Origin of the sequence: Lentzea californiensis (assembly GCF_024648825.1) — a bacterium.
Taxonomy (GTDB): domain Bacteria; phylum Actinomycetota; class Actinomycetes; order Mycobacteriales; family Pseudonocardiaceae; genus Lentzea; species Lentzea californiensis.
In genome coordinates this window covers 1-20,669 of record NZ_JANBBE010000025.1, presented here as the reverse complement: position 1 = coordinate 20,669, position 20,669 = coordinate 1, and the positions used below count along the sequence as shown (strand labels likewise).

Below are 20,669 nucleotides of genomic sequence, written 5' to 3'. Positions count from 1 at the left end.
GTCGGGCGGCTCCCGCCGTTATAGGTTTTGGCCATGGGGGATTCATTCGCGCCTTTGGCGCGTCCTGCTTTCCGATGGCTGCTCGCGGGTCGCGTCACGACCATCGCCGGCAACGCGATGGCGCCGATCGCGCTGGCGTTCGCCGTCCTCGACCTCACCTCGTCGATCACCTCGCTGGGCCTGGTCGTCGCCGCGCGGTCGCTCACGAACGTGGTGTTCCTGCTGTACGGCGGTGTCGTCGCGGACCGGCTGCCGCGTCAGCTCGTGCTCGCCGGGTCGTGCGCGGTCAGCTTCGCCAGCCAGGCGGTGGTCGCGGCACTCGTGCTGACCGGGACGGCGTCGGTGCCGTGGCTCGTGGTGCTGTCGGCGGTCAACGGGATGTCGGGCGCGTTCTCCCTCCCGGCCTCCGCCGCGCTGGTGCCGCAGACGGTGCCCGCCGAACTGCGCCTGCAGGCGAACGCCTTGCTGCGCCTCGGGTTGAACTCCGCGCGCATCGGCGGCGCGGCATTGGGCGGCCTCCTGATCGCGTTCACCGGACCCGGCTGGGGCCTCGCCGTGGACGCACTCTCGTTCGCGCTGGCCGGCGTGTTCTTCGCGTTCGTGCGCGTGCCCGCCGCCCGTGTGCCCGCCGCGCACAAGCCGTCGGTGCTGGCCGAGCTGAAGGTCGGCTGGACGGAGTTCGTGGCACGGCAATGGGTCTGGGTCGTGGTCGTGGCCTTCACGTTCGTCAACGCCGCCCTCGTCGGCGGCGTGATGGTGCTCGGGCCGGTGCTGGCGGACAGGACGTTCGGGCGCGAGATGTGGGGCCTGGTCCTGGCCGCGCAGACCGCGGGCATGGTCGCCGGCGCGTTCGTCGTGATGCGGGTCAAGGTGCGCCGTCAGTTGCTGCTCGGGGTGGCGTGCGTGGCGGGCTTCGCGTTGCTGCCGCTGGTGATGGTCCTGCACCCGGCACCCTGGCTGCTCCTCGTCACCTCGTTCGTGTCCGGCCTCGGCCTGGAGCAGTTCGGGGTGGCGTGGGAGACGGCGCTGCAGCACCACGTGCCGCCCGACCGGCTCGCGCGCGTCTACTCCTACGACATGCTCGGGTCGTTCGTGGCGATCCCGCTGGCCCAGTTGGCCATCGGGCCCGTGTCGCACGCGTTCGGGACCTCGTCGGCGCTGCTCGGGTGCGCCGCGATCTACCTGCTCGCGACCGCGGGGATGCTCGCTTCCCGGTCCGTGCGGTCGTTGGAGAACGTCCCCGAGCCGGTTCGCTGACTCACACCGCCGCGGTGCCGATCAGCCCGTTGCGCGTCACCCGTGCCGCCAGTTCGGCCTCGGTGAGGTCCTCGGTGCCCTCGGGACGGCGCGGCAGCACCATGTACCGCGACTCGGCGTTCGCGTCCCACACCTCGATCCTGGTGGTCTCCGGCAGGGTCAGCCCGAACTGCTCCAGCACCTCGCGCGGGTGGCTGACCACCCTCGAGCGGTAGGCCGGGCTCTTGTACCAGGTGGGGGACGGTCCGAGCAGCGAGAGCGGGTAGCAGCTGCAGAGCGTGCACACGATGACGTTGTGCACGTCCTCGGTGTTCTCGACGACGTGCAGCCGTTGCACCTGCAGGCCGCCGCCCATCGACAACCCGAGCTCCGGCAACGCCTCGTTCGCGTTCTCCAGCAGGCGTGCCTTGTAACCGGGGTCCACCCAGGCCCGTGCGGCGACCCGGAACCCGTTGGCGGGTGAGGCCCTGTGCGCGAACGCCTCCAGCACCTGGTCGAGTTCCCGGGGGTCCAGCAGCCCCTTCTCCTCGAGGACCGCTTCCAGTTCCCGCACGCGCGCGGCGATCGGGGAGTCGTCGTGGTCGTCACTCATCGCTGAGGTAGTCCTCCCAGAGGGACAGCGTCACGCTGTGGTCGCCGTGGCCGAACAGTTCGCGTGCGGAGAACCGCACCAGGTACACCTGTTGTGGCTGCTGGATTCCGCGCGCGCTGAGGTCCGCCAGCGGGTGGACGCCGTCGTGGCCGATCACCGTGCCGCGACGGCCGCGCGCGTAGTGCGGCAGCCGGGTGTGGTGGTCCGGGTCCACTGTGGACGTGCGGACGCGGTCGCCGGTGCGGTAGCGCTCAGACAACGCCGCGCTCCTTCAGCAGCGTCCCGATCGCGCGGAACCAGTTCTCGTAGTACGAGGACTCGTGCGACATGGTCCGTTCGACGGCGTCCCGGAACTCGTCCAGGTTGTAGACGCCCTGCCCGATCAGCGCCCTGTTCATGGCCATCACGTGCGCTTCCCAGTCCGCGTGGAAGGGCGGCTCGTCGAGCTCCTCGACCACGGGCCCGAAGCCGTCCTGGCCGCCGACGTCGTTGGTCCTCGGCATGTCACCTCCTGCGCTCAGCCAGATTCTGCGCCGCCTCCTGCCAGTTCGGGAAGTGGAACTCGAATCCGGCCTGCTGGAGCCTGCCCGGCACGACCCGGCGGCTCTTGAGGAGCAGCTCGGTGTCGCTGCGGATCGCGAACGCCCCGATCTCGGCCATCCAGTTCGTCGCGGGCAGCCCCACGGGCACGCGCCAGGCCCCGCGCAGCTCGCGCATGAACTCCCGCTGCGGCACCGGGTTCGGCGCCGCGAGGTTGACCGCGCCCGCGATCGGTTCCCTGATCAGCAGCGCGACCGCCCGCACGAAGTCCTCGTCGTGGATCCACGAGACGTACTGGTGACCGCCCGCCACCGGCCCGCCCAGTCCGATGCGGGCCATCCACGACAGGTAGTCGAACACGCCGCCCTTGTCCGGGCTCATCACCATCGCCGCGCGGAGCGCGACCTTGCGCGTGCCCGGCGTGTCGGCCTCGTCCAGCTCGGCCTCCCAGCGCTTGGCGATCTCGACGCTGTAGGTCCAGTAGCCCGGCACGTCCGGCTCGCGCCCGCCGAGAACGCCGGTCTCCTCGTCGTTCGGCGCGTCGAACCGGTGCGAGTAGATCGTCGCGGTGCTCATCTGCAGCCACACCTCGGGCGGATCGGCCGCCTTTGCGATGGCCTCGCCGACGACCCGCGCGGAGTCCACCCGCGAGCGCATCATCTGCTGCAGGTTCTCCGCCGTGTAACGGCAGCTCACGCTCCGGCCGGCCAGGTTGACCACGACGTCGGCGCCGTCGACCTCGTCGGCCCACCTGCCGAGCGTGTGGCCGTCCCAGCGCACGCCCGCGCTGCGGCCGATGATCACGACCTCGTGGCCCGCCGCCCTGAACGCGCGGGTCAGCACGCCGCCGACCTGCCCGGTACCGCCTGGAATCACGATCTTCATGTCGTCTCGTTCCCCCTCGCGGCCGACGCTAGCCCCCGGTCGCTGAGAACCGTTTCAGCTATGCTCGCGCGAAACGCTCAAACGAACAGGCGGTCGGTCATGCGTGAGTCCAGCGAGGCCCGGCGGCAGCGGATTCTGGCTGTCACAGCGTCGCGGGGCACGGTCAAGGTGAGCGATCTGGCCGAGGAGCTCGACGTTTCGATCGTCACGGTCCGGCGCGACGTCGAGGAGCTCGCACGGCTCGGCAGACTGCGGCGCGGGCACGGCGTCGCGCGCTCGCTCACGCCGGTCGAGCAGCCAGAGCCCAGGCAGGCCGCGAACGGGGCGATCGCGCTGGTCGTGCCGGAGCGCCACACGTACCTCTACGAGACGATGAACGGCGCCCGCAAGACTCTCGAAGAGGCCGGCATGCGGGTGGTCCTGCACATCGCGCCGCAGGTCAGGGGCGCGGAACGGCCCATCGTCGAGAAGGCGCTGACCGAGCCGGTGCAGGGCCTGCTGATGGCACCGCGGTGGCGCACGTCCGAGGAGGAGGCCGAGGACGACTGGCTCGCGGACACGGGCGTGCCGACCGTCCTCATGGAACGCCGCCCGAGCGGAGGTCTGCGGGCGATGAACTCCGTGTGCTCGGACCACTGGTACGGCATGTATTTGGCCGTCAAGCACCTGACGGATCTCGGGCATCGCCGGATCGTGCTCGCCGCACGCGACGACAGCCCGACGGCGCGGATGTTGCGCAGGGCGTTCCGCGAGATCTCAGCGGACCTGGAGGACGCGGTCACGGTGCGGAGCTCGCCGGACACCGGGCTCGTGGACGTGTTGCGGAAGCATCGCGCCACGGCGGCGGTGCTGCACGGCGACGAGGACGCGTTGATGCTGGTCCAGCAGATGATGCACGCCGGGATGGAGGTGCCGCGGATGTGCTCGGTCGTGTCGTACGACGACGTGGTCGCGTCGCTCGGCAGCATCCCGCTCACCGCCGTCGCGCCGCCGAAGACCGAGGTCGGCAGGGTCGCCGCCGAACTGCTGCTCCGGAAGCTGAAAGGCGAGGTCGCGGCGACCGAACGCATCGAGCTGCTGCCGACGTTGAAGGTCCGCTCATCGACTGAGCGTTTGACCGTTTCTTGACGGCAAAGCGATCAGGCGATCAGGATGCGATCCATGCGCCTGAGTCGTCGCACACTTCTCGCGGCGGGTCTCACGGCACCGTTGGCGGCCTGCTCCACTCCGCAACGCCGCGGTGCCGGAGGTCCGGTAGAGATCACGTTCTGGTCGGCCCTGCGCGGTAGTCAGCAGGTCGTCGACGCGTTCAACTCCTCGCAGAACCGCATCAGGGTGGTCTTCCAGCAGATCCCCTCCGGTGGGCAGGGCGGCTACGCCAAGCTCAGCAACGCGGCTCGCGCGGGCAACGCACCGGACATCGCCACGATCGAGTACCCGCAGGTCCCCGGCTATGCGATCGACGGCGTGGCCAGGGACATCACCGACCTCGTGACCGACCGGCTGAAGCAGAAGCTGCTGCCGCAGGCGCTCAAGCTCACGACGTTCGACGACCGGGTCTTCAGCGTTCCGCTCGACGTCGAGCCGATGGTCCTGCACTACCGCGCGGACCTGTTCCAGGCAGGCGGTTTCGAGGTGCCGACGACCTGGGACGAGTTCGCCGGCCTCGCGCGGACGGTGAGGTCCAGGTTTCCCGACAAGAGGCTCACGCTGTTCCCCACGGACGGCGGTACGCAGTTCGCCTGCCACGCCTGGCAGGCCGGCGCTCAGTGGTTCGACACCAGCGGCGGCAAGTGGCGCGTGTCCCTCACCGACGGGCCCACCCAGAAGATCGCCGCCTACTGGCAGGGGCTGATCGACGAGGACCTGGTGTTCCGCAACGCGGGCGACAGCAAGCAGCACGACGCGCAGATCGGCCAGGACCGGGTGATCACCAGGCTGAGCGGCGCGTGGGACGCGGGCGCGCAGATGCGGGCGAGGCCCGCGCAGAAGGGCAAGTGGCGCATCGCCCCCGTGCCGGTCTGGGACGAGCAGGTCGTCGGCACGCACGGCGGTTCGACGTTCGCCGTCACCAAGGACTCGCGGGAACCCGAGGCCGCGATGGAGTTCATCGAGTGGCAGTGCACCCATCCGGACGCGCTGACGGCCCGGTTGAAGAGCGGCACCAGCAGCCAGTACCCGGTGGCGCCGGCTCTCGTCGAGGCGGGCGCCAAGGCGTTCCCCGGCGAGTACTACGGCGGCCAGGACATCTACCGGCTCTTCCAGCAGGAGGCGGACAAGATCCGCGACGGCTGGGTGTGGGGCCCGCGGATGACCGCCACCCTCAAGGTCATGCAGGACGGGTTCGCGAAGGCCGGTGCCGGTGCCGGCACGCTGATCGAGGCGGCGCGGGAGGCCCAGAGCGGCACGATGCCCGACCTGTTGGCGCTCGGACTGTCCACTGAGGAGGGTACGCGGTGAAGGGCAAGCTCGCCTGTGCCGTCCTGATGGCGCCGTTCTTCCTGTTGCTGGTCACCGTCTTCCTGATCCCGACCGGCACGGCGGTGTGGCTCAGCTTCTTCGCGGCCGACCAGCCGGGACTGGGCTTCGGCCCGGAGAGCACGGTGTTCGTCGGCCTGCGCAGCTACGGCGCCGTGCTCAGCGATCCGACGTTCCTGGGCAGCCTGCTCACCGTCGTGCTGTACTGCCTGCTCTACATCCCGCTGATGGTCGCCGGTGCGCTCACCCTCGCGCTGCTGCTCGACTCCGGCGTGGCGAAGCTGCGCAGCTGGGCGCAGATGAGCCTCTACCTGCCGCACGCCGTGCCGGGCATCATCGCGGCGCTGATCTGGCTCTACCTCTACACGCCCGGGCTGAGCCCGATCATCGACCTGTTCGCCAAGGCCGACGTCCAGATCAGCTTCCTCGGCATCGACACCGTCCTGCCGTCGATCGTGAACATCGCCCTGTGGAGCAACCTCGGCTACAACATGGTGATCTTCTACGCCGCGTTGCAGGCCGTGCCGCGCGAGGTCCTCGAAGCGTCCGTCGTGGACGGTGCGGGCCCGGTCAAGCAGGCCCTGCGGATCAAGGCCCCGCTGGTGCGCGGCGCGATCGTCACGGTCGGCATCTTCACCCTGATCTGGGCGCTGCAGCTGTTCACCGAACCCGTGCTGCTCAGCCAGTCCACCCCGATGATCAGCGCCCGGTTCTCGCCGAGCATGTACATCTACGACGCGGCCTTCACCCGCAACAACTACGGCCTCGCCGCGGCCGCGTCCGTGGTCCTGCTGGCCTTCACGGTCGCGCTGTCCTACGGCGTCACCCGCTGGACGAACAGGAAGGCCGCCTGATGACCCTCCTCGGCCGGACCACGGTGAACGTGGTCATCGGCGTCTCGGTGCTCTACACCCTGCTGCCGGTGATGTGGCTGGTGCTCGCCGCCACGAAGAACGTCGACGCCCTGTTCAACAGCGACCTGTTCGGCGGCTTCTCGCTGGTGGAGAACGTCAAGAACCTGTTCGCGATGGACAAGGGCCTGTACCCGCGCTGGTACCTCAACAGTCTGCTGTACGCCGTGGTCGGTGCGGGGGTCAGCGCGTTCATCTCGATCGCCGCGGGCTACGCCTTCGACAAGTACGCCTTCCGCCACAAGGAGAAGCTCTTCGGGCTCGTGCTCGCGGCGGTCATGGTGCCGCAGACGGTGCTCGCGCTGCCGCTGTACCTGATGGCGTCCGAGGCGGGCCTGGTGAACACGTTCTGGGCGGTGTTCATCCCGGCGCTGTTCAACCCGTTCGGCGTCTACCTCGGCCGGATCTTCTCGCAGGGCTACGTGCCGGACGAGGTGCTGGAGGCTGCCCGCATCGACGGCGCGAGCGACCTCGCGACCTACTTCAGGGTTGCTTTCAGGATGCTGGGACCGGGCGTGGTGACGCTGTTCCTGTTCCAGCTCACCACGATCTGGAACAACTTCTTCCTGCCCATGGTCATGCTGTCCGACCAGAAGCTCTACCCCGTCAGCCTCGGCCTCTACCAGTGGAACAGCTCGGCCACTGTCTCTCCCGAATACTACCCGGTGGTGATCATGGGATCTCTCTTCGCGGTGCTGCCGCTGATCCTCGCTTTCATGTTGCTGCAACGGTTCTGGAAGGCCGGCATGACCGCGGGAGCCGTCAAGTGAGGGCCGCGGGCGTGATGTCGGCGGACGCCGCCGACGCCGTTCTCACGCCCGTGCTCCACGACCTGCGGGCGGTCTGCGACTTCGCGGGCGTCCGCCCCGGCTTCGCCGAGGTCCCCGACGTCGACCTGCTCGTCACGGGCTGGGGCTGCCCGCCGATCACCGCCGAGGTGCTCGCGCGGCTGCCCCGCCTGAAGGCGATCGTGCACACCGCCGGCTCGGTCAAGGGCTTCGTCACCGACGCCTGCTGGGAACGCGGCATCGCGGTCTCGTCGGCCGCGCAGGCCAACGCGCTGCCGGTCGCCGAGTACACCGTCGCGATGATCCTGCTCAGCGGCAAGCGGGTGCTCGAACGCGCCCGCGACTACCGCGAGACCAAGCGGATGTCGGTGTACGGGGTGCCCGCCTCGGTGGGCAACTTCGGTGCCACGATCGGCATCCTGTCCGCGTCGTTGATCGGCCGCCGGGTGATCGAGCTGCTGGCGCCCTACGACTTCCACGTGCTGGTGCACGACCCGTTCGTGACCGAAGTGGACGGTGCCGAGTCCGTGGGCCTCACCGAGCTGTTCGAACGCAGCGACGTCGTCAGCGTGCACACGCCGTTGCTGCCGGAGACCACCGGACTGGTCAGCGGCGAGCTGCTGGCCCTGCTGCGCGACGACGCCGTGCTGATCAACACCGCCCGTGGCGCCGTGGTCGACCAGGACGCGCTCGTCGCGGAGGCCGGCCGCATCCGGGCGGTGCTGGACGTGACCGACCCGGAGGTGCTGCCGGTGGACCACCCGTTGTGGCGCCACGACAACGTGCTCATCACGCCGCACCTGGCGGGCTCGCAGGGCAACGAGTGGAGGCGTCTCGGCCGCCACGCCGTCGACGAGGTTCGCCGGTGGGTGATGGGAGAGCCGTTCGCGACTCCGGTGCCGGCCGAGAGACGAGAGCGGATCGCGTGAGGCTGCCAGACGACCGAAGGGACCACATCGCGTGAAGCTGCCAGACCCCGACCACGTCCTGAGCCCCCGCACCGGCCTCACCCGCGAGCACTGGGTGGCAGCCGCGGACGGCCTGCTCACCGCCGCCTGGCGGTACGCGTCCCCCGACCAGGCCTTCCTCGACCTGCCGGGTCGCCCGTCCCGCAGCGGTGTCCGGTCGGACGGCCTGGAGGGGTACGCCCGCACGTTCCTCGCCGCCGCCTTCCGCACCGCGCACGGCGAAGACCCGCACAACTGGCTGGAGCGCTACGCCGCGGGGCTGGCGGCCGGCACGGCGGGGGAGTGGCCCGCGATCTTCGACGTCGGCCAGCCCATGGTCGAGTCGGCCTCCGTGGCGCTGGGTCTGCGCCTTACCAAGCCGTGGCTCTGGGACAAGCTGCCGGAGGCGGTGCAGGACCGGGCCGAGGCCTGGCTGCGGGAGTCGCTGCGGCGCGTTCCCGCCGCCAACAACTGGTACTTCTTCCCGTACACCGTGGCGTCGTTCCTGGAGTCGGCCGGACGCGGTGACGAGGAGACCCGCCAGGCGAAAGCCCGTGCGATGGAACTGCTGGAGGGCTGGTACGCCGGCGACGGCTGGTACTCCGACGGCGACGGCCGCGCGTTCGACCACTACAACGGCTGGGCGCTGCACCTCTACCCGGCGCTGGACGCGCATCTGAACGGGCAGCCGGTCACCACGCACCTGCGCGAGCACCTGGAGAGCTTCCACCTGCTGTTCGGTGCGGACGGCGCTCCGCTCTACTTCGGACGGTCGCTCACCTACCGCTTCGCCGCCGCGTCGGCCGTGGCACTGGGTGCGCTCACCGGCGAGACGCCGCTGAGTCCCGGCCACTCCCGTCAGCTCATCAGCCAGACCCTCCGGTACTTCCTGGACAGAGGATCGCTGTCCGACGGCCTGCTCAGCCTCGGCTGGCACGGCCCGCACGAGGCCGGCCTGCAGGTCTACTCCGGCCCGGCCTCGCCGTACTGGGCGTCGAAGGCGTTCGTCTGCCTGCTCGCCGGTCCCGATCATCCACTGTGGACGGAGCAGGAGGAGGCCCCGGACGAGGACCGGACGCTCGCGTTGCCGGGCCCGGGTTTCCTGATCCAGCGGCACAACGGCGTGACGCGGCTGCACAACCACGGCAGCGACCACGTCCGGCCGTTCGAGGGCGAGTACGCGACCGAGGACGACCCCCTCTACAGCCGCTTCGCCTACTCCACGGCCAGCGGCCCGACCGCGCGGCACAACATCGCAGACAACCACATCAGCCTGGTCGTCAGGGGCGACCGCAGCGTGCGCAGGCGGATCCACCCGCTGGGCGCGCGGGACAACTGGGCCGCGTCCTGGCACCGCCCGGTGTTCGACGCGAACCAGCACATGGTGCCGGGCCTGCGGATCGAGAGCGTCACGGCGGTCTGGGACGACCAGGAACTGCGCATCCACCGCGTGATCGGCGCACCACCCGGTACGAGGGCCGAGCTCACCGGCTGGGCCACGGACCTGCCCTCGTCGTTGGTCGCCGTGCGGGGCTGGACGGGCACGGACTCGCGGCCCGCACCGCAGGGCACGGCGTTCGTCACCACCGCGAAGGTCCCCGTGCTGACCTCGGACGTCGAGGGCACGGTGACTCTCGCGGCGGTGGCGGTGCTCAACGGCTCCGTCGCGGAAGTGGACTGGAACGCGCGCGTCGACGAGGTCCTCCGGCTGACCTTGGACGCCTGAACGGGGTAACGCGGCGGCGGCAGGCTCGATGAAGGGGTGTGCGCATCACCCTCCTCGCCGCCGCCGCGTTCCTGCTCGCCGCCTGCACCTCCGAGCCGCAGGCCGCCCCGACGCAGGCCCCCGCGACCCAGACGACGGTCGAACAGCCCGCCGGCAACGGCCCGAGCTGCGCGAACGCCAACTCCTCCGTCGTGGGCAAGGCGCTCAACCTGAGGCTGCAGGGCCAGCGGGAGAGCGTCGACAAGGCCGTGACGACGTGCACCTACGTGGGCGCCGGCATGCCGGTCGAGGTGCGGTTCACCACCAACGCGACCGCCGCGACGTTCGCCAAGGGCAAGCCGGAGAAGGCGAAGGCAGTCGAGGGCCTGTTCGACGAGGCCTACGAGTCCAGTGCGGGCGGGGCCGAGACCGCCCAGCACACCGTGGCCGCGCGCAAGGGCAAGACGCAGATCGAGGTGATGTCGCCCGCGGGCGTCGAGCCGTCGAAGAAGCTGATAACGGACCTGTTCGCCCGCATTTAGACAGGTACGTCGTAGAACGACAACACGCGGGCGTCCGGCGCGAGCCACGGCTCCAGCAACGCCCGCGCACGGCCGGGATCGCGGTGGAACAGCCCGACCCGCACCGCGAACACCAGGTCGAACCGCCGGTCGCCGAGGTTCATGTCCTCCAGCGACGCGATGAGGAACTCGGCCCTGCCCGACGCCACGTACTCCGCGTTGCGGCGGGTCGCGGCCTCGATCATCTTGGTGGAGCGGTCGATCGCGGTGAGCGTGCCGGTGGACAACAGCTGGCACACCATCGTGGCGGCCACGCCCTGGCCGCAGCCGATCTCCAGCACCCGGTCACCGGGCCGGATCGCGAGTTGGCCGACCACGCTCCGCAGACGCTCGCTCATGGTCGACATCATGCGTCAGCGCGGCGGGCGGGGCCACTCCCGCGGCCCCGCCGCAACCGTCAGCCGAGACCGCCCATGTTGACCATCCAGTTCACGCCGAACTTGTCGACGAGGTCGCCGTACTCGTCGCCCCACATCTGCTTCTCCAGCGGCGTACCGACCTCGCCACCCTCGGCGAGGGCGTTGAAGTAGTCGCGCAGCACCTCTTCGTCGCCCGACAGCGACACCGTGATGCGGGAGCCCGGCCGGTACTCCATGCCGGGCGGGGTGTCGGCGGCCATGATCGTGTAGCCGAGGTCGGTCTCCAGCTGCGCGTGCATGATCTGGTCGGCCTGCGGCGTGTCCTGCATGCCGAACTCGCCGAAGGTGTTCATCTTCAGCTCTCCGCCGAAGACCGAGTGGTAGAACTCCATCGCCTGGCGGGCCTGACCGTCGAAGCTGATGTACGGGTTGAGACGAGTGGCCACCGGGATCGCTCCTTCTGAGAAGACGGACACGAATCCTCGCAAACCCTTGGCACACCTACAACTTGAACTTATTCAGTGACTCCGGGGTCACCCTGAGCGACCTTGCCCGCGTACATGAGTGTGGCCTCCGGCGTGAGCGGGTGGAACGTCCCGGCGCGCACGTCGCGGTAGGCGCGCTCCAGCGGTGAACGCCGGAAGAACGACCGTCCACCGAGGACCTCCATCGCGACGTTCACGACCTCGATCGCCTCCACGACGGCGTGGCGCTTGGCCAGCATCACCGTGGTGGTCGACTCGGCGTTGGCCGTGTAGTCCTCGCCGAGCTCGTCGATCGAGCCCATCAGCGACCACCACGCGGTGCGCAGCTTGTAGTCCATCAGCCCGATCTGCCGGGTGGCGCTCTTCGACGTCGACCGCACGGCCACGTCCCGCGCGCCCGCCGCGATGCCGAAGTACGTCGCCCCGCACACCGGCGCGAAGTGGACCACGGCGGCGAACAGAGGTGCGCCGAACTCGCCGTACGGCCGGCGGGCGGCGATCTTCTCGGCCGGGATGAACACGTCCTCCAGCACCACGTCGTGGCTGGCCGTGCCGCGCATGCCGAGCGTGTCCCACGTTTCCTCGATGCGCACGCCGTCGGCGTTCAGCGGGGCGCTGAAGTGCAGCACCTCCTCACCGAGGACCGCGGACGTGGCCACGACGTTGGCGCGCGGAGACTGGCTGCAGAACGTCTTGCGCCCGTTCACCAGGAAGCCGCCGTCCACCGGCGTCGCGGTCGTCGTGGGCCACAGCCAGTCCGAGCCGCCACTGGTCGCGATGACCAGTCCTTCCGCGGCCACGCGCCGCAGCACGCCCTCCGCGTCCGGTGCGCCCTTGCGGCGCCGGTAGCCCTGCATGAGCGTCAGGTACAGGTGCATCGTGACGGCCAGCGCGGTGGCGCCGTCGTGCCGCGCGAGCTCGGCCTGCGCGTAACAGACCTGGCGCATCGTGGCGCCGAGCCCGCCCAGTTCCTCGGGTACGGCCAACGCCAGGTAGCCCTCCTCGCGCATCGCCTCGTACGCCTCGCTCACGAACGTGGCGTCGCGGTCGTGCCCGGACGCGTTGGCGGCCGCGATGGCACCGATGCGTGCGGCCATCTCCGCGAACTTGTCGTCGCCGTCTCTGGTCACGGTGGGGAACATGCTGGTCACCCGTGGTGCATCAAGAGTTGTCATGCGACAAACGTAAGAACGCGCACGCCCCGCGGGTAGTTCTGAAAGTGAACCGGACGGCGGTAACGAAACCCCCTCCGCGACGGAGACTCCCCCTGTGAGGACGTATGCGCAGTACTGCCCGATCGTCCGCGCCGTCGAGGTGCTGGGCGACCGGTGGACGTTGCTGATCGTGCGGGACATGCTCGTCGGTGCCTCGCGCTTCAACGAGCTGTCCCGCGGCCTGCCGGGACTTTCGCGGGCACTGCTGTCGCGGCGGCTGCGGCAGCTGGCGAACGCCGGTCTGGTGCAGCGCACCGGTGACGGCTACGCGCTGACGCCGGCCGGGCAGGCGTTGCGCCCCTTGGTGTTCGGCCTCGCCGACTGGGGCGCCCGCTACGCGTTCGGCGATCCGCGCGCCGACGAGCTCGACCCCGAGGTGCTGATGTGGTGGATGCACGGCCGCATCGACACGGGCACGCTGAGCAAACGCGCGAACATCGAGGTCCGCATCAACGACCGCCGCCGCACGTTCTGGCTCGTCGTCGAACCCGGTGACGCCTCGATCTGCTACACCGACCCCGGCCTGGAGGTCGACGCGGTGCTGGCGTCCGACATCGCCACGCTCTTCCGGATGTGGGAGGGCGAGGTCGAACTGCTCGACGCGGTGCGCGCGGGCACCATCGAGCTGACCGGCACGCGCTGGGTGGTGCGCGGCCTGCCGGAGTGGCTGAAGCTCAGCCCGGTCGCCGAGCACGTGCGAGCTGCACGAGCCTGACCAGCGCGAACAACTTTCTCAAAGATTTCTGGGCCGTCGTGTCGATCCGGGCTGCCGCCCGTTCGACGCATCAGTGGAAGGACACGACAGCCCAGGAGGAACTCGACATGACCGCCACGACCGCCGCCCCCGTCTCCCGCAAGTCGGCCGCCGCCCGCCACGTCACGCTCGTGACCCGCGTGCTGACCGGCCTGCTGTTCACCGTGACCGGCTTGAACGGGTTCCTGAACTTCATGCCCGCACCGGATCCCAGCACGATGGCGCCGGCCGGGGTGGCGTTCACGACCGCGCTCTACGCGACGGGCTACATGCTGCAGCTGTCGTCGGGTGTCCAGGTCGTCGCGGGCGTGCTGCTGGTCGCCGGCCGGTTCGTGCCGCTCGCCCTGGCGATCCTGGCGCCGATGGTCGTGAACATCTTCCTGATCCACCTGTTCCTGGAGCCCTCGGGCATGGTCATCGCGCTCCTCGTGGTCGCCGCCGAGATCGGCCTCGCCTGGGCGTACCGGGACAAGTTCCGCCCGATGCTGCAGGCCCGCTAGACCGCACCGAAGACTTTCCCCGCAGGCCTTGTGCCTGCGGGGAATTTTTGTTGTGCAACAACGGTTCTGGGCTTCTTCGGTCGATTTCGAGGGTTATCGGGCCGTGAACGTGGCCAGCAGAGCCTGCACCTCGTAGACGTCGACGCCCTTGCCGAACTGCTTGGAGATCGGCGCCTCGCCGCCGGAGATCCAGATCTTCAGCTCCGCGTCCATGTCGAAATGACCGGCCGTCTCGACCGAGAACTGCGTGATCGCCTTGTACGGCACCGAGTGGTACTCGACCTTCTTGCCCGTCATGCCCTGCTTGTCGACCAGGATCAGCCTCCGGTCGGTGAACAGGAACGAGTCGCGCACCAGCTGGTACGCCGCGTGGACCTGTTCCCCCTGCGCCAGCAGCCTCCCGAACTCCTTCGCGGCGTCCCGCGGGTCGAGCTTCGACGCGTTCCCCATCATTCCGCTGAGAAGTCCCATACGTCCACGTTTACCAGGCTTTCCGAAAGCTTGTCCCGGTACTGGGCCGCTCCTGTCCGAACGTTTCCGGTCGTACCTCGAAAGTGGATCTCAACAGCCACTTGATCGGGGAGAACGACACGATGCGCAAGCACTTCATCGGAGCCGCCGGACTGGTCGGAGCGACTGCTCTGCTCGTCGGATGTTCCAGCGCCCCAGCGCAGACGTCCACGGGATCGGACGAGCGGCCGACGACCGGGCAGATTCAGGCGTTGTTCGCCGACTGGAACGCCTCCCTCGCAACGGGTGACCCCCAGAAGGTGGCCGATCGCTACGCTCCGAACGCGGTTCTGCTGCCCACGGTGTCGAACCAGGTGCGGTCCTCGCGGGCCGAGATCGTCGACTACTTCGAGCACTTCCTGCTCAACAAGCCGAGCGGCACCATCCTCGACTCGCACGTCGCCGTCCTCGACGCCGACGACGCGATCGACGCGGGCACCTACCGGTTCGCGCTCACCAAGGACGGCAAGGCGACGACCGTGGACGCGCGCTACACGTTCGTCTACGAGAAGGTCGACGGGAAGTGGCTCATCGTGAACCACCACTCGTCGGCGATGCCGGAGCAAGTCTGATCCGCACGCACAACCCGCCGCTCGCCGCCGCCTCCAGCGACACCGAACCGCCGTCGTCGGTGACGAGCTGCTTCACGATGGCGAGGCCGAGGCCGGACCCGCCCTTGCCGGTGAGGCCCTGGCCGCGCCAGAACCTGTCGAACGCCCGCGCCCGGTCGGCCTCCGGCAGGCCGGGGCCGGCGTCGATGACCTCCACCACGCCCGGCCGCGTCGTGCGGACGAGGATCGTCGCGCCGTCCGGGGACACCTCCAGCGCGTTGGACAGCACGTTGTCCAGCACCTGCTCGAGGTGCCCCGGCGTGGCGAGCACCCGGATGTCGAAGCCTTCGGAGACCAGGGAGATCGAGCGTTCGTCGGCGGCGGCGCGCCACGCGGTGAACCGCTCCGCGACGACGTCGAGCACCTGCACCGGTTCGGGGTGGGGGACGTCCGCCTCGGCCCTGGCCAGCGCCAGCAGACCGTTGACCAGCCTGGACATCCGCACGATCTCGGCCGTCGCCATCTCGACGTCCTCGCGGACCGCCGGGTCGTCGACGCCGTCGGCGACGTTGTCGAGGCTGAGCCGCAGCGCGGTCAGCGGCGTGCGGAGCTGGTGCGAGGCGTCGCCGATGAACGCGCGCTGCGAGCCGACCAGCGTGCCGATCGTCTCGGTCGCGGTGTTGAGGGTGCGGGCGAGCGTGCGGGTCTCGGGCGGTCCCGTCTCCTCGGCCCGCGCCGTCAGGTCGCCGTCGCGCAGCCTGCCCGCCATCACGTTGAGCTCCCGCAACGGCCGGGTGACCCGCTTCGCCAGCCACAGCCCCAGGAACGCCGCCAGGATCAGCACGCCCACGGCGAGCGCGGCGCGGAACCCCCAGATCTGCCAGAGCCTCTGCGTGATCCGATCGTCCGGATAGGACAGGCGGATCGCACCGACGACCGTGCCGTCGGGCGTCTTCGCCGGAACCGTGAGCTTCAGACCCTCGGAATCCCAGACCTTCGACTCCGGCTGGGGTTCGAGGACGTCGATCCGGCCGGGGGTCTGCCGTTCGTAGGCGTCCGCCAATGCGTTCAACGACCTCGTGTCGCCGGACGCGAGCAGCAACGCGGCCGTGTCGGCCTCACGCCGGGCGGTGTTCACGGCGTCGTCGTAGAGCTGCTGGTTGAGCGTGAACGCCACCGGCACCGTGAACGCCGCGATCGCCACCGCCACCAGCAGCACGTAGCTCCAGGCGAGCTGGCGGATCACGGGAGCACCAGCCGGAACCCGACGCCCCGCACGGTCTCGAGCGAGGCCGCGTCACCGAGCTTGCGGCGCAACACCCCGACGTGCACGTCGAGCGTTTTGGTAGGGCCGAACCAGTTCTCGTCCCACACCGCCTCCATGATCTGCTCGCGGGTGAACACCGCGCCGGGTTCCTCGGCCAGGAACGCCAGCAGGTCGAACTCCTTCGGCGTCAGCTCGACCTCACCGCCATCGAGGTGCACCCGCCGCGCGCGCCGGTCGATCCGCACCCGCCCGTGCGCCTCCGGTTCGGGCTGTGCGGGCTGCACGCGCCTGAGGACCGCCCGCATCCGTGCGATGACCTCACGCACCCCGAACGGCTTGGTGACGTAGTCGTCGGCCCCGATCTCCAGCCCGACCACCCGGTCGACCTCGTCGGACCGCGCGCTGATCACGATGATCGGCACGTCTCCGCGCGCCCGCAGCTCACGGCAGACGTCGAGGCCGTCCATGTCGGGCAGCCCCAGATCGACGAGCACCATGGCGAAATCCCCGGCCGTCAGCGCCTCCGCGCCCGTGCGCACCCACTGGACCTCGAACCCGTAGCGGGACAGTCCGCGCGTCAACGACTCCGCGATCGGCTCGTCGTCCTCCACCAGCAGCACCCGCATGGGCGGAGATCATTCCACTGATCGGGGCAGCGCGTTCCGCAGCCGGATGCCGCTGAACTCCAGCGGTCCGGCCGTGACCTCGTCCCAGAACGGCCAGAGGCCGGCCAGCACGCGCAGTTCGATCCCCGCCTCCTCGTGCAACGCGAACAGGTCACCGACACGTTCAGCCGGACCGAGCGGCACCACCGGTTCCGTCGCGACGTGGGCGTGGTCCTCGAACGGGCGGAACCGCTCGATGCCGAACCGGTACGCGTACAGCTCCACGGTCCGCATCCGCTCCAGCCACCCGTACTCGATCGCGTGCACCCTGGTCGTGCTCGTCCACGCCATCACCCGCGGGCACTGCCGCGGAAACCAGTAGCCGGGCGAGCGTGCGGCGTCCACCGCCCACACGTACTCGCCGGCCTGCCGCGCGGTCGCCGCCAGGTGCGGGACGAACCGGGTGATCGAGGGATCCTCGGAGAAGTGCAACACCTGATCCGGTTCGGGCCGCATGTGGTCATACTGGCCCGCATGCGCAGGCTGACGCTCGCGGTTTTGCTGGTCCTCACCGGCTGCTCCTCAGGCGGTGCGGACAACACAGTCGGCTTCACCGCCGTCGACCTGACGGCCCCGCCCGAAGCGTTGGCCACGCACGGCGACATGCTGGTCATCGGCACCCGCCCGTCCGATCACCCGGAGCTCGTCACGCGGACCAAGGACGGCATGCTGTCCAACTCCCGGCTGACCCCGGCGACCCCGTACGGCAAGGAAGCGCACTGGTACGGCCTCACCTCCGACGGCACCACGATCACCGGTGTCGGCGGCGAACGAGGCGGCGCGCACGGGAACGTCCGCTGGAGTGCGTGGACCGGCGACACCCGTGCCATCAACGAGAAACCGCAGGGCTTCAGCACGTTCGGTGGCTACGGCGCGGGCGAGTTGATCGGCCCGGTGCGCACCGCGAAGGGGCCGCTGGTCATCGGCACCTGGCAGAGCGCCAAGGCGGGCCTCGACATCGCGGCCTGGACCTACGCCGACGGCACCTGGACCCGTCAGCCGTCCGCCGGCACGGTCCTCGAGAGCTCGCAGGAACTCCTCCGGTTCCCGCTGGCCGTCACCCCGGACGGCGACGGCGCGCTCGTCGTCGGCTGGCAGATCGCGAAAGGTGTGGTGAGCGCCGCGGTCTGGCGGTTCGACGGCACCACCTGGACCACCGCCACCCTCCCGGACGGCGACGCCGCGCTGGCCGCCCGCTGCTGGGACGGCACCTGCCACGTCGTGGGCCGCAGCAAGGGCAAGCTCGCCTGGTGGTCGGGCCCGGACTGGAAGAAGCTCACCACCCCGGACGTCCCCGTCGGTGACGACGACAAGCTCGCCGCGCCCGTGTCCGTCAACGGCGTCGCGACGTTGGTCGTCGACCACGGCGGCGTGAAGCTGGTGTCGGAGAAGGACGAACGCCCCGCGGACGGCCCGTCCGGTGCGGTCGTGGCGGTGGAGAAGGCCGGTGATCAGGTCTTCGTGATCGCGGGCGGCCGTCTCTGGCGCCTCACCTAGCCAGCAACGTCCGCAGCGTCTCCAGCCCGTCCAGCACGGTCTTGCGCTCCGCGGGCGTGGCCTCCGCCAGGACCCTCGTCAGCCGCCCGTAGGGGCCTTCCGAGATCTCCCGCGTGTACCCCTGCACGGGTGAGGTGACCTCGACCCGCGTGTACCGGCGGTCCTTCGGGTCGGTCTCGCGCTTGACCAGTCCCCGCGCCTGCAGGCGGTCCACGATCCCGGACGTCGTGGAGTGCGACAGGCTCAGCCGCCGCGCCAGTTCCGTGACCGTCGCGGCCCCCTCGACCACCAGTGACCGGATCAGGCTGACCTGCGGCCCGGTGAGCCCGCTGCGCCGCTGGTCGCCGGCCGGCTCGATCGCCGTCGTCAGCAGGTCCTGCCGCAACGCGCGCAGGTGCGCCATCACGGACTCCGCGTCCTGGAAAGCCTCGACCATGGCGCGGAGTCTAGGCGGAAGGTACGTTGCACACGACGCGTCGTATGCGACGCGTCGTACACGACGGACCATCTCGGGGGGCAAAGATGGCGATCAGACGCGTACCCACGCGGGCCGGGGACGAGGCCTGGCTGGTCACCGGCTACGACCAGGTCAAGGCGCTGCTGGCCGACCGCAGGCTCGGCCGTGGCCACCCGGACCCGGACAACGCGCCGAGGTTCACCAGCTCGGTGGTCCTCGGCAAACCGCACAAAGCGACCGCGCAGCAGGAAATCGAGAAGCACGCGTTGATGCGCAGGATGCTCGCTCCGGAATTCTCCGCGAAGCGCATGGAGTCGATGCGTCCACGAGTACGTCATCTGGTGAACGACCTGCTGGACGACCTGGTGCGGCAAGGCCAGCCGGCGGACTTCCACGAAGCCGTGTCGTTCCCGCTGCCGGTTCTGGTGATCTGCGAGCTGCTGGGAGTCCCGGCGGACGACCGCGAGGAGTTCCGGAACTGGTCGGAAGCCATGAGCGCGCTCAACGACGAGCAGAAGTCGATGCGGGGCTTCGCGGAGCTGTGGGCCTACATGGCCGAACTGGTCGCGCAGAAGAGGAAGAGCCCGGCGGACGACGTCATCAGCCGCATGACCCGGCAGCACCCGGACGCCGGTGAGCAGGAGATCGCGCAGCTCAGCGCCGGCCTGCTGTTCGCGGGCCACGAGACGACCGTCGCCGCGATCGACCGCGCGGTGATGTTGCTCAGCCTCCACCCCGGGCAGTGGCAGACGCTGAAGGACCCGGACGCCGTCCCGGCCGTCGTCGAGGAGGTCCTGCGCCACCGCGCACCACTGGAGAGGCGCTCCGACGACTCGGGCATGCCCCGGTACGCGATGGCGGACATCGAGATCGAGGGAACCGTCGTCCCGGCGGGCGACCTGGTGCTGCTCGGCATCGACCAGGCCAACCGGGACCCCGGCCGCTTTCCCGACCCCGCTGCCTTCGTCCCGCGCGTTCCCAACCCGCACCTGTCGTTCGGCCACGGCTTCCGGTTCTGCGTCGGCGCGCCGCTCGCCAGGGTCGAACTGGCCGAGACCCTCGAAGCCCTTGTGACGCGCTTCACGGCGTTCGGTCTAGCTGCGGACCCGTCCACGCTGAGCAGGAGGACGGAACAGCTGGTCGGCGGGGTGGCTCAGCTCCCGGTCCGCTGGACGGAGGCCTGACCTGCTCCTTATCGATGCAGTAACCGTCCAGGTTCGAGGTGCTTCAGAGAGTGATGCCCGGTTTATGATCACATTGCGCTGCTTGTCCCACGTCTTCCGGTGATTGCATTCACCCGGATGCGTCACATCCATCCGAGGTGAGACAGAACTTCACGGTGAATACGGCGATCCGGCCGCACAATGGTCACGCTTCGGCACACAATTGGCGAGAGTCAACTGTTGATGTGGCAGTTCGGCCGACCTTTCCTCCACGCATGGGTGACTATGGCCCGGTCAGTGGGCCTCCGCGTATTGGCGGGGGTGGGCAGCGGTCCGCCAGATCGGCGGTTAATCTCTTGCAACTCGTCCACTGCAATCCAGTGTGCCGATGTCGCAACCACCGGGGAGAGGACTGAACACGGGTGGCCGGATTTCTGTTGCGGCGGTTGGTCAACTACGTGGTGCTCGCCCTAGACGAGTAAGTCCTAACTGATCAGTGGTCGTAGGCGATCAGGGATCGGGTGACGGGCTGGCCGGTGGCGCGGTTGTGCCAGATGGCGGCG

The 20,669-nt window shown here is 69.6% G+C and carries 25 protein-coding genes; 13 read left to right on the top strand and 12 right to left on the bottom strand.

What is annotated here, in order from left to right; all coding sequences use genetic code 11:
- Positions 1-33: 33 nt before the first annotated feature.
- On the top strand, positions 34-1,257 hold the full coding sequence (locus LX88_RS42920) for an MFS transporter (RefSeq protein WP_258953479.1): 1,224 nt from the start codon (positions 34-36) through the stop codon (positions 1,255-1,257).
- Position 1,258: 1 nt separating this feature from the next.
- On the opposite strand, the gene LX88_RS42915 is transcribed toward LX88_RS42920, so the two are convergent.
- From LX88_RS42915 to LX88_RS42900, 4 genes are read right to left on the bottom strand one after another with little or no spacing between them, the layout of a single operon-like run.
- The gene (locus LX88_RS42915; RefSeq protein ID WP_258953478.1) at positions 1,259-1,849 is read right to left on the bottom strand and encodes a nitrile hydratase subunit alpha; all 591 of its coding nucleotides are present in this window, start codon (positions 1,847-1,849) and stop codon (positions 1,259-1,261) included.
- Complete coding sequence (locus tag LX88_RS44750) at positions 1,842-2,108, bottom strand: SH3-like domain-containing protein (protein ID WP_090068687.1); 267 nt, start codon at positions 2,106-2,108, stop codon at positions 1,842-1,844. The genes LX88_RS42915 and LX88_RS44750 overlap by 8 nt, the downstream gene beginning before the upstream one ends.
- Positions 2,101-2,352, bottom strand: a complete 252-nt coding sequence (locus LX88_RS44745; protein ID WP_258953477.1) for a nitrile hydratase subunit beta — start codon at positions 2,350-2,352, stop codon at positions 2,101-2,103. Before LX88_RS44745 ends, LX88_RS44750 begins: the two co-directional genes overlap by 8 nt.
- Before the next feature lies 1 nt (position 2,353).
- The gene (locus LX88_RS42900) at positions 2,354-3,274 is read right to left on the bottom strand and encodes a TIGR01777 family oxidoreductase (protein WP_258953476.1); all 921 of its coding nucleotides are present in this window, start codon (positions 3,272-3,274) and stop codon (positions 2,354-2,356) included.
- A 99-nt stretch (positions 3,275-3,373) separates the two neighbouring features.
- Between LX88_RS42900 and LX88_RS42895 the strand changes: the two genes are divergently transcribed.
- Genes LX88_RS42895 through LX88_RS42865 form a run of 7 tightly spaced genes read left to right on the top strand, consistent with a single transcriptional unit; the run spans position 3,374 to position 10,645 of the window.
- Complete coding sequence (locus tag LX88_RS42895; protein ID WP_258953475.1) at positions 3,374-4,402, top strand: substrate-binding domain-containing protein; 1,029 nt, start codon at positions 3,374-3,376, stop codon at positions 4,400-4,402.
- A gap of 33 nt (positions 4,403-4,435) precedes the next feature.
- Positions 4,436-5,734 (top strand): ABC transporter substrate-binding protein, encoded by a 1,299-nt coding sequence (locus LX88_RS42890; protein WP_258953474.1) that lies wholly within the window; start codon positions 4,436-4,438, stop codon positions 5,732-5,734.
- Positions 5,731-6,606, top strand: coding sequence for a carbohydrate ABC transporter permease (locus LX88_RS42885; RefSeq protein ID WP_245983702.1), 876 nt, complete (start codon positions 5,731-5,733; stop codon positions 6,604-6,606). Before LX88_RS42890 ends, LX88_RS42885 begins: the two co-directional genes overlap by 4 nt.
- Positions 6,606-7,433 (top strand): carbohydrate ABC transporter permease, encoded by an 828-nt coding sequence (locus LX88_RS42880; RefSeq protein ID WP_258953473.1) that lies wholly within the window; start codon positions 6,606-6,608, stop codon positions 7,431-7,433. The genes LX88_RS42885 and LX88_RS42880 overlap by 1 nt, the downstream gene beginning before the upstream one ends.
- The gene (locus LX88_RS42875; RefSeq protein WP_258953472.1) at positions 7,430-8,380 is read left to right on the top strand and encodes a hydroxyacid dehydrogenase; all 951 of its coding nucleotides are present in this window, start codon (positions 7,430-7,432) and stop codon (positions 8,378-8,380) included. The genes LX88_RS42880 and LX88_RS42875 overlap by 4 nt, the downstream gene beginning before the upstream one ends.
- 31 nt (positions 8,381-8,411) lie before the next feature.
- Positions 8,412-10,124 (top strand): DUF2264 domain-containing protein, encoded by a 1,713-nt coding sequence (locus LX88_RS42870; RefSeq protein WP_258953471.1) that lies wholly within the window; start codon positions 8,412-8,414, stop codon positions 10,122-10,124.
- A 38-nt stretch (positions 10,125-10,162) separates the two neighbouring features.
- Positions 10,163-10,645 (top strand): hypothetical protein, encoded by a 483-nt coding sequence (locus tag LX88_RS42865; protein WP_258953470.1) that lies wholly within the window; start codon positions 10,163-10,165, stop codon positions 10,643-10,645.
- On the opposite strand, the gene LX88_RS42860 is transcribed toward LX88_RS42865, so the two are convergent.
- From LX88_RS42860 to LX88_RS42850, 3 genes are all read right to left on the bottom strand, one after another.
- Positions 10,642-11,022: a class I SAM-dependent methyltransferase gene (locus LX88_RS42860; RefSeq protein WP_258953469.1), complete on the bottom strand. Its 381-nt coding sequence runs from the start codon at positions 11,020-11,022 to the stop codon at positions 10,642-10,644. The two genes, LX88_RS42865 and LX88_RS42860, sit on opposite strands and share 4 nt — an antisense overlap.
- Before the next feature lie 59 nt (positions 11,023-11,081).
- Positions 11,082-11,489, bottom strand: a complete 408-nt coding sequence (locus tag LX88_RS42855) for a VOC family protein (protein WP_258953468.1) — start codon at positions 11,487-11,489, stop codon at positions 11,082-11,084.
- A 68-nt stretch (positions 11,490-11,557) separates the two neighbouring features.
- Positions 11,558-12,703: an acyl-CoA dehydrogenase family protein gene (locus LX88_RS42850; RefSeq protein ID WP_258953467.1), complete on the bottom strand. Its 1,146-nt coding sequence runs from the start codon at positions 12,701-12,703 to the stop codon at positions 11,558-11,560.
- 94 nt (positions 12,704-12,797) lie between these two features.
- Here LX88_RS42850 and LX88_RS42845 point away from each other — a divergent pair, with 94 nt between their 5' ends.
- Positions 12,798-13,457 (top strand): winged helix-turn-helix transcriptional regulator, encoded by a 660-nt coding sequence (locus LX88_RS42845; protein ID WP_258953466.1) that lies wholly within the window; start codon positions 12,798-12,800, stop codon positions 13,455-13,457.
- Positions 13,458-13,564: 107 nt separating this feature from the next.
- Positions 13,565-13,996 (top strand): DoxX family protein, encoded by a 432-nt coding sequence (locus LX88_RS42840; protein WP_258953465.1) that lies wholly within the window; start codon positions 13,565-13,567, stop codon positions 13,994-13,996.
- Positions 13,997-14,089: 93 nt separating this feature from the next.
- On the opposite strand, the gene LX88_RS42835 is transcribed toward LX88_RS42840, so the two are convergent.
- Positions 14,090-14,467, bottom strand: a complete 378-nt coding sequence (locus LX88_RS42835; RefSeq protein ID WP_258953464.1) for a PH domain-containing protein — start codon at positions 14,465-14,467, stop codon at positions 14,090-14,092.
- Positions 14,468-14,589: 122 nt separating this feature from the next.
- Between LX88_RS42835 and LX88_RS42830 the strand changes: the two genes are divergently transcribed.
- Positions 14,590-15,078, top strand: coding sequence for an SgcJ/EcaC family oxidoreductase (locus LX88_RS42830; protein WP_258953463.1), 489 nt, complete (start codon positions 14,590-14,592; stop codon positions 15,076-15,078).
- On the opposite strand, the gene LX88_RS42825 is transcribed toward LX88_RS42830, so the two are convergent.
- The 3 genes from LX88_RS42825 to LX88_RS42815 are packed head-to-tail and all read right to left on the bottom strand — an operon-like array spanning position 15,035 to position 17,445.
- Complete coding sequence (locus LX88_RS42825) at positions 15,035-16,303, bottom strand: sensor histidine kinase (RefSeq protein ID WP_258953462.1); 1,269 nt, start codon at positions 16,301-16,303, stop codon at positions 15,035-15,037. The genes LX88_RS42830 and LX88_RS42825 overlap by 44 nt on opposite strands.
- Positions 16,300-16,950: a response regulator transcription factor gene (locus LX88_RS42820; RefSeq protein ID WP_258953461.1), complete on the bottom strand. Its 651-nt coding sequence runs from the start codon at positions 16,948-16,950 to the stop codon at positions 16,300-16,302. The genes LX88_RS42825 and LX88_RS42820 overlap by 4 nt, the downstream gene beginning before the upstream one ends.
- A gap of 9 nt (positions 16,951-16,959) precedes the next feature.
- Positions 16,960-17,445 (bottom strand): DUF6886 family protein, encoded by a 486-nt coding sequence (locus LX88_RS42815; protein WP_258953460.1) that lies wholly within the window; start codon positions 17,443-17,445, stop codon positions 16,960-16,962.
- Between the two features lie 18 nt (positions 17,446-17,463).
- Here LX88_RS42815 and LX88_RS42810 point away from each other — a divergent pair, with 18 nt between their 5' ends.
- A complete protein-coding gene (locus tag LX88_RS42810) occupies positions 17,464-18,486 on the top strand; it encodes a hypothetical protein (protein ID WP_258953459.1) in 1,023 nt (340 codons plus the stop codon).
- Here LX88_RS42810 and LX88_RS42805 read toward each other — a convergent pair.
- Positions 18,479-18,922: a MarR family winged helix-turn-helix transcriptional regulator gene (locus LX88_RS42805; protein ID WP_258953458.1), complete on the bottom strand. Its 444-nt coding sequence runs from the start codon at positions 18,920-18,922 to the stop codon at positions 18,479-18,481. The two genes, LX88_RS42810 and LX88_RS42805, sit on opposite strands and share 8 nt — an antisense overlap.
- 86 nt (positions 18,923-19,008) lie before the next feature.
- Here LX88_RS42805 and LX88_RS42800 point away from each other — a divergent pair, with 86 nt between their 5' ends.
- Positions 19,009-20,127, top strand: coding sequence for a cytochrome P450 (locus LX88_RS42800; RefSeq protein ID WP_258953457.1), 1,119 nt, complete (start codon positions 19,009-19,011; stop codon positions 20,125-20,127).
- Positions 20,128-20,669 lie beyond the last annotated feature (542 nt).

Bases quoted from the DNA above. Each gene is read 5' to 3' on its own strand.
- LX88_RS44745 (WP_258953477.1), bottom strand. From the start codon at position 2,352: ATGCCGAGGACCAACGACGTCGGCGGCCAGGACGGCTTCGGGCCCGTG.
- LX88_RS42805 (WP_258953458.1), bottom strand. From the start codon at position 18,922: ATGGTCGAGGCTTTCCAGGACGCGGAGTCCGTGATGGCGCACCTGCGC.
- LX88_RS42880 (WP_258953473.1), top strand. From the start codon at position 6,606: ATGACCCTCCTCGGCCGGACCACGGTGAACGTGGTCATCGGCGTCTCG.
- LX88_RS42890 (WP_258953474.1), top strand. From the start codon at position 4,436: ATGCGCCTGAGTCGTCGCACACTTCTCGCGGCGGGTCTCACGGCACCG.
- LX88_RS42850 (WP_258953467.1), bottom strand. From the start codon at position 12,703: ATGACAACTCTTGATGCACCACGGGTGACCAGCATGTTCCCCACCGTG.
- LX88_RS42800 (WP_258953457.1), top strand. From the start codon at position 19,009: ATGGCGATCAGACGCGTACCCACGCGGGCCGGGGACGAGGCCTGGCTG.
- LX88_RS42835 (WP_258953464.1), bottom strand. From the start codon at position 14,467: ATGGGACTTCTCAGCGGAATGATGGGGAACGCGTCGAAGCTCGACCCG.
- LX88_RS42840 (WP_258953465.1), top strand. From the start codon at position 13,565: ATGACCGCCACGACCGCCGCCCCCGTCTCCCGCAAGTCGGCCGCCGCC.
- LX88_RS42895 (WP_258953475.1), top strand. From the start codon at position 3,374: ATGCGTGAGTCCAGCGAGGCCCGGCGGCAGCGGATTCTGGCTGTCACA.
- LX88_RS42900 (WP_258953476.1), bottom strand. From the start codon at position 3,274: ATGAAGATCGTGATTCCAGGCGGTACCGGGCAGGTCGGCGGCGTGCTG.
- LX88_RS42915 (WP_258953478.1), bottom strand. From the start codon at position 1,849: ATGAGTGACGACCACGACGACTCCCCGATCGCCGCGCGCGTGCGGGAA.
- LX88_RS42830 (WP_258953463.1), top strand. From the start codon at position 14,590: ATGCGCAAGCACTTCATCGGAGCCGCCGGACTGGTCGGAGCGACTGCT.
- LX88_RS42820 (WP_258953461.1), bottom strand. From the start codon at position 16,950: ATGCGGGTGCTGCTGGTGGAGGACGACGAGCCGATCGCGGAGTCGTTG.
- LX88_RS42920 (WP_258953479.1), top strand. From the start codon at position 34: ATGGGGGATTCATTCGCGCCTTTGGCGCGTCCTGCTTTCCGATGGCTG.
- LX88_RS42860 (WP_258953469.1), bottom strand. From the start codon at position 11,022: ATGAGCGAGCGTCTGCGGAGCGTGGTCGGCCAACTCGCGATCCGGCCC.
- LX88_RS42815 (WP_258953460.1), bottom strand. From the start codon at position 17,445: ATGCGGCCCGAACCGGATCAGGTGTTGCACTTCTCCGAGGATCCCTCG.
- LX88_RS42810 (WP_258953459.1), top strand. From the start codon at position 17,464: ATGCGCAGGCTGACGCTCGCGGTTTTGCTGGTCCTCACCGGCTGCTCC.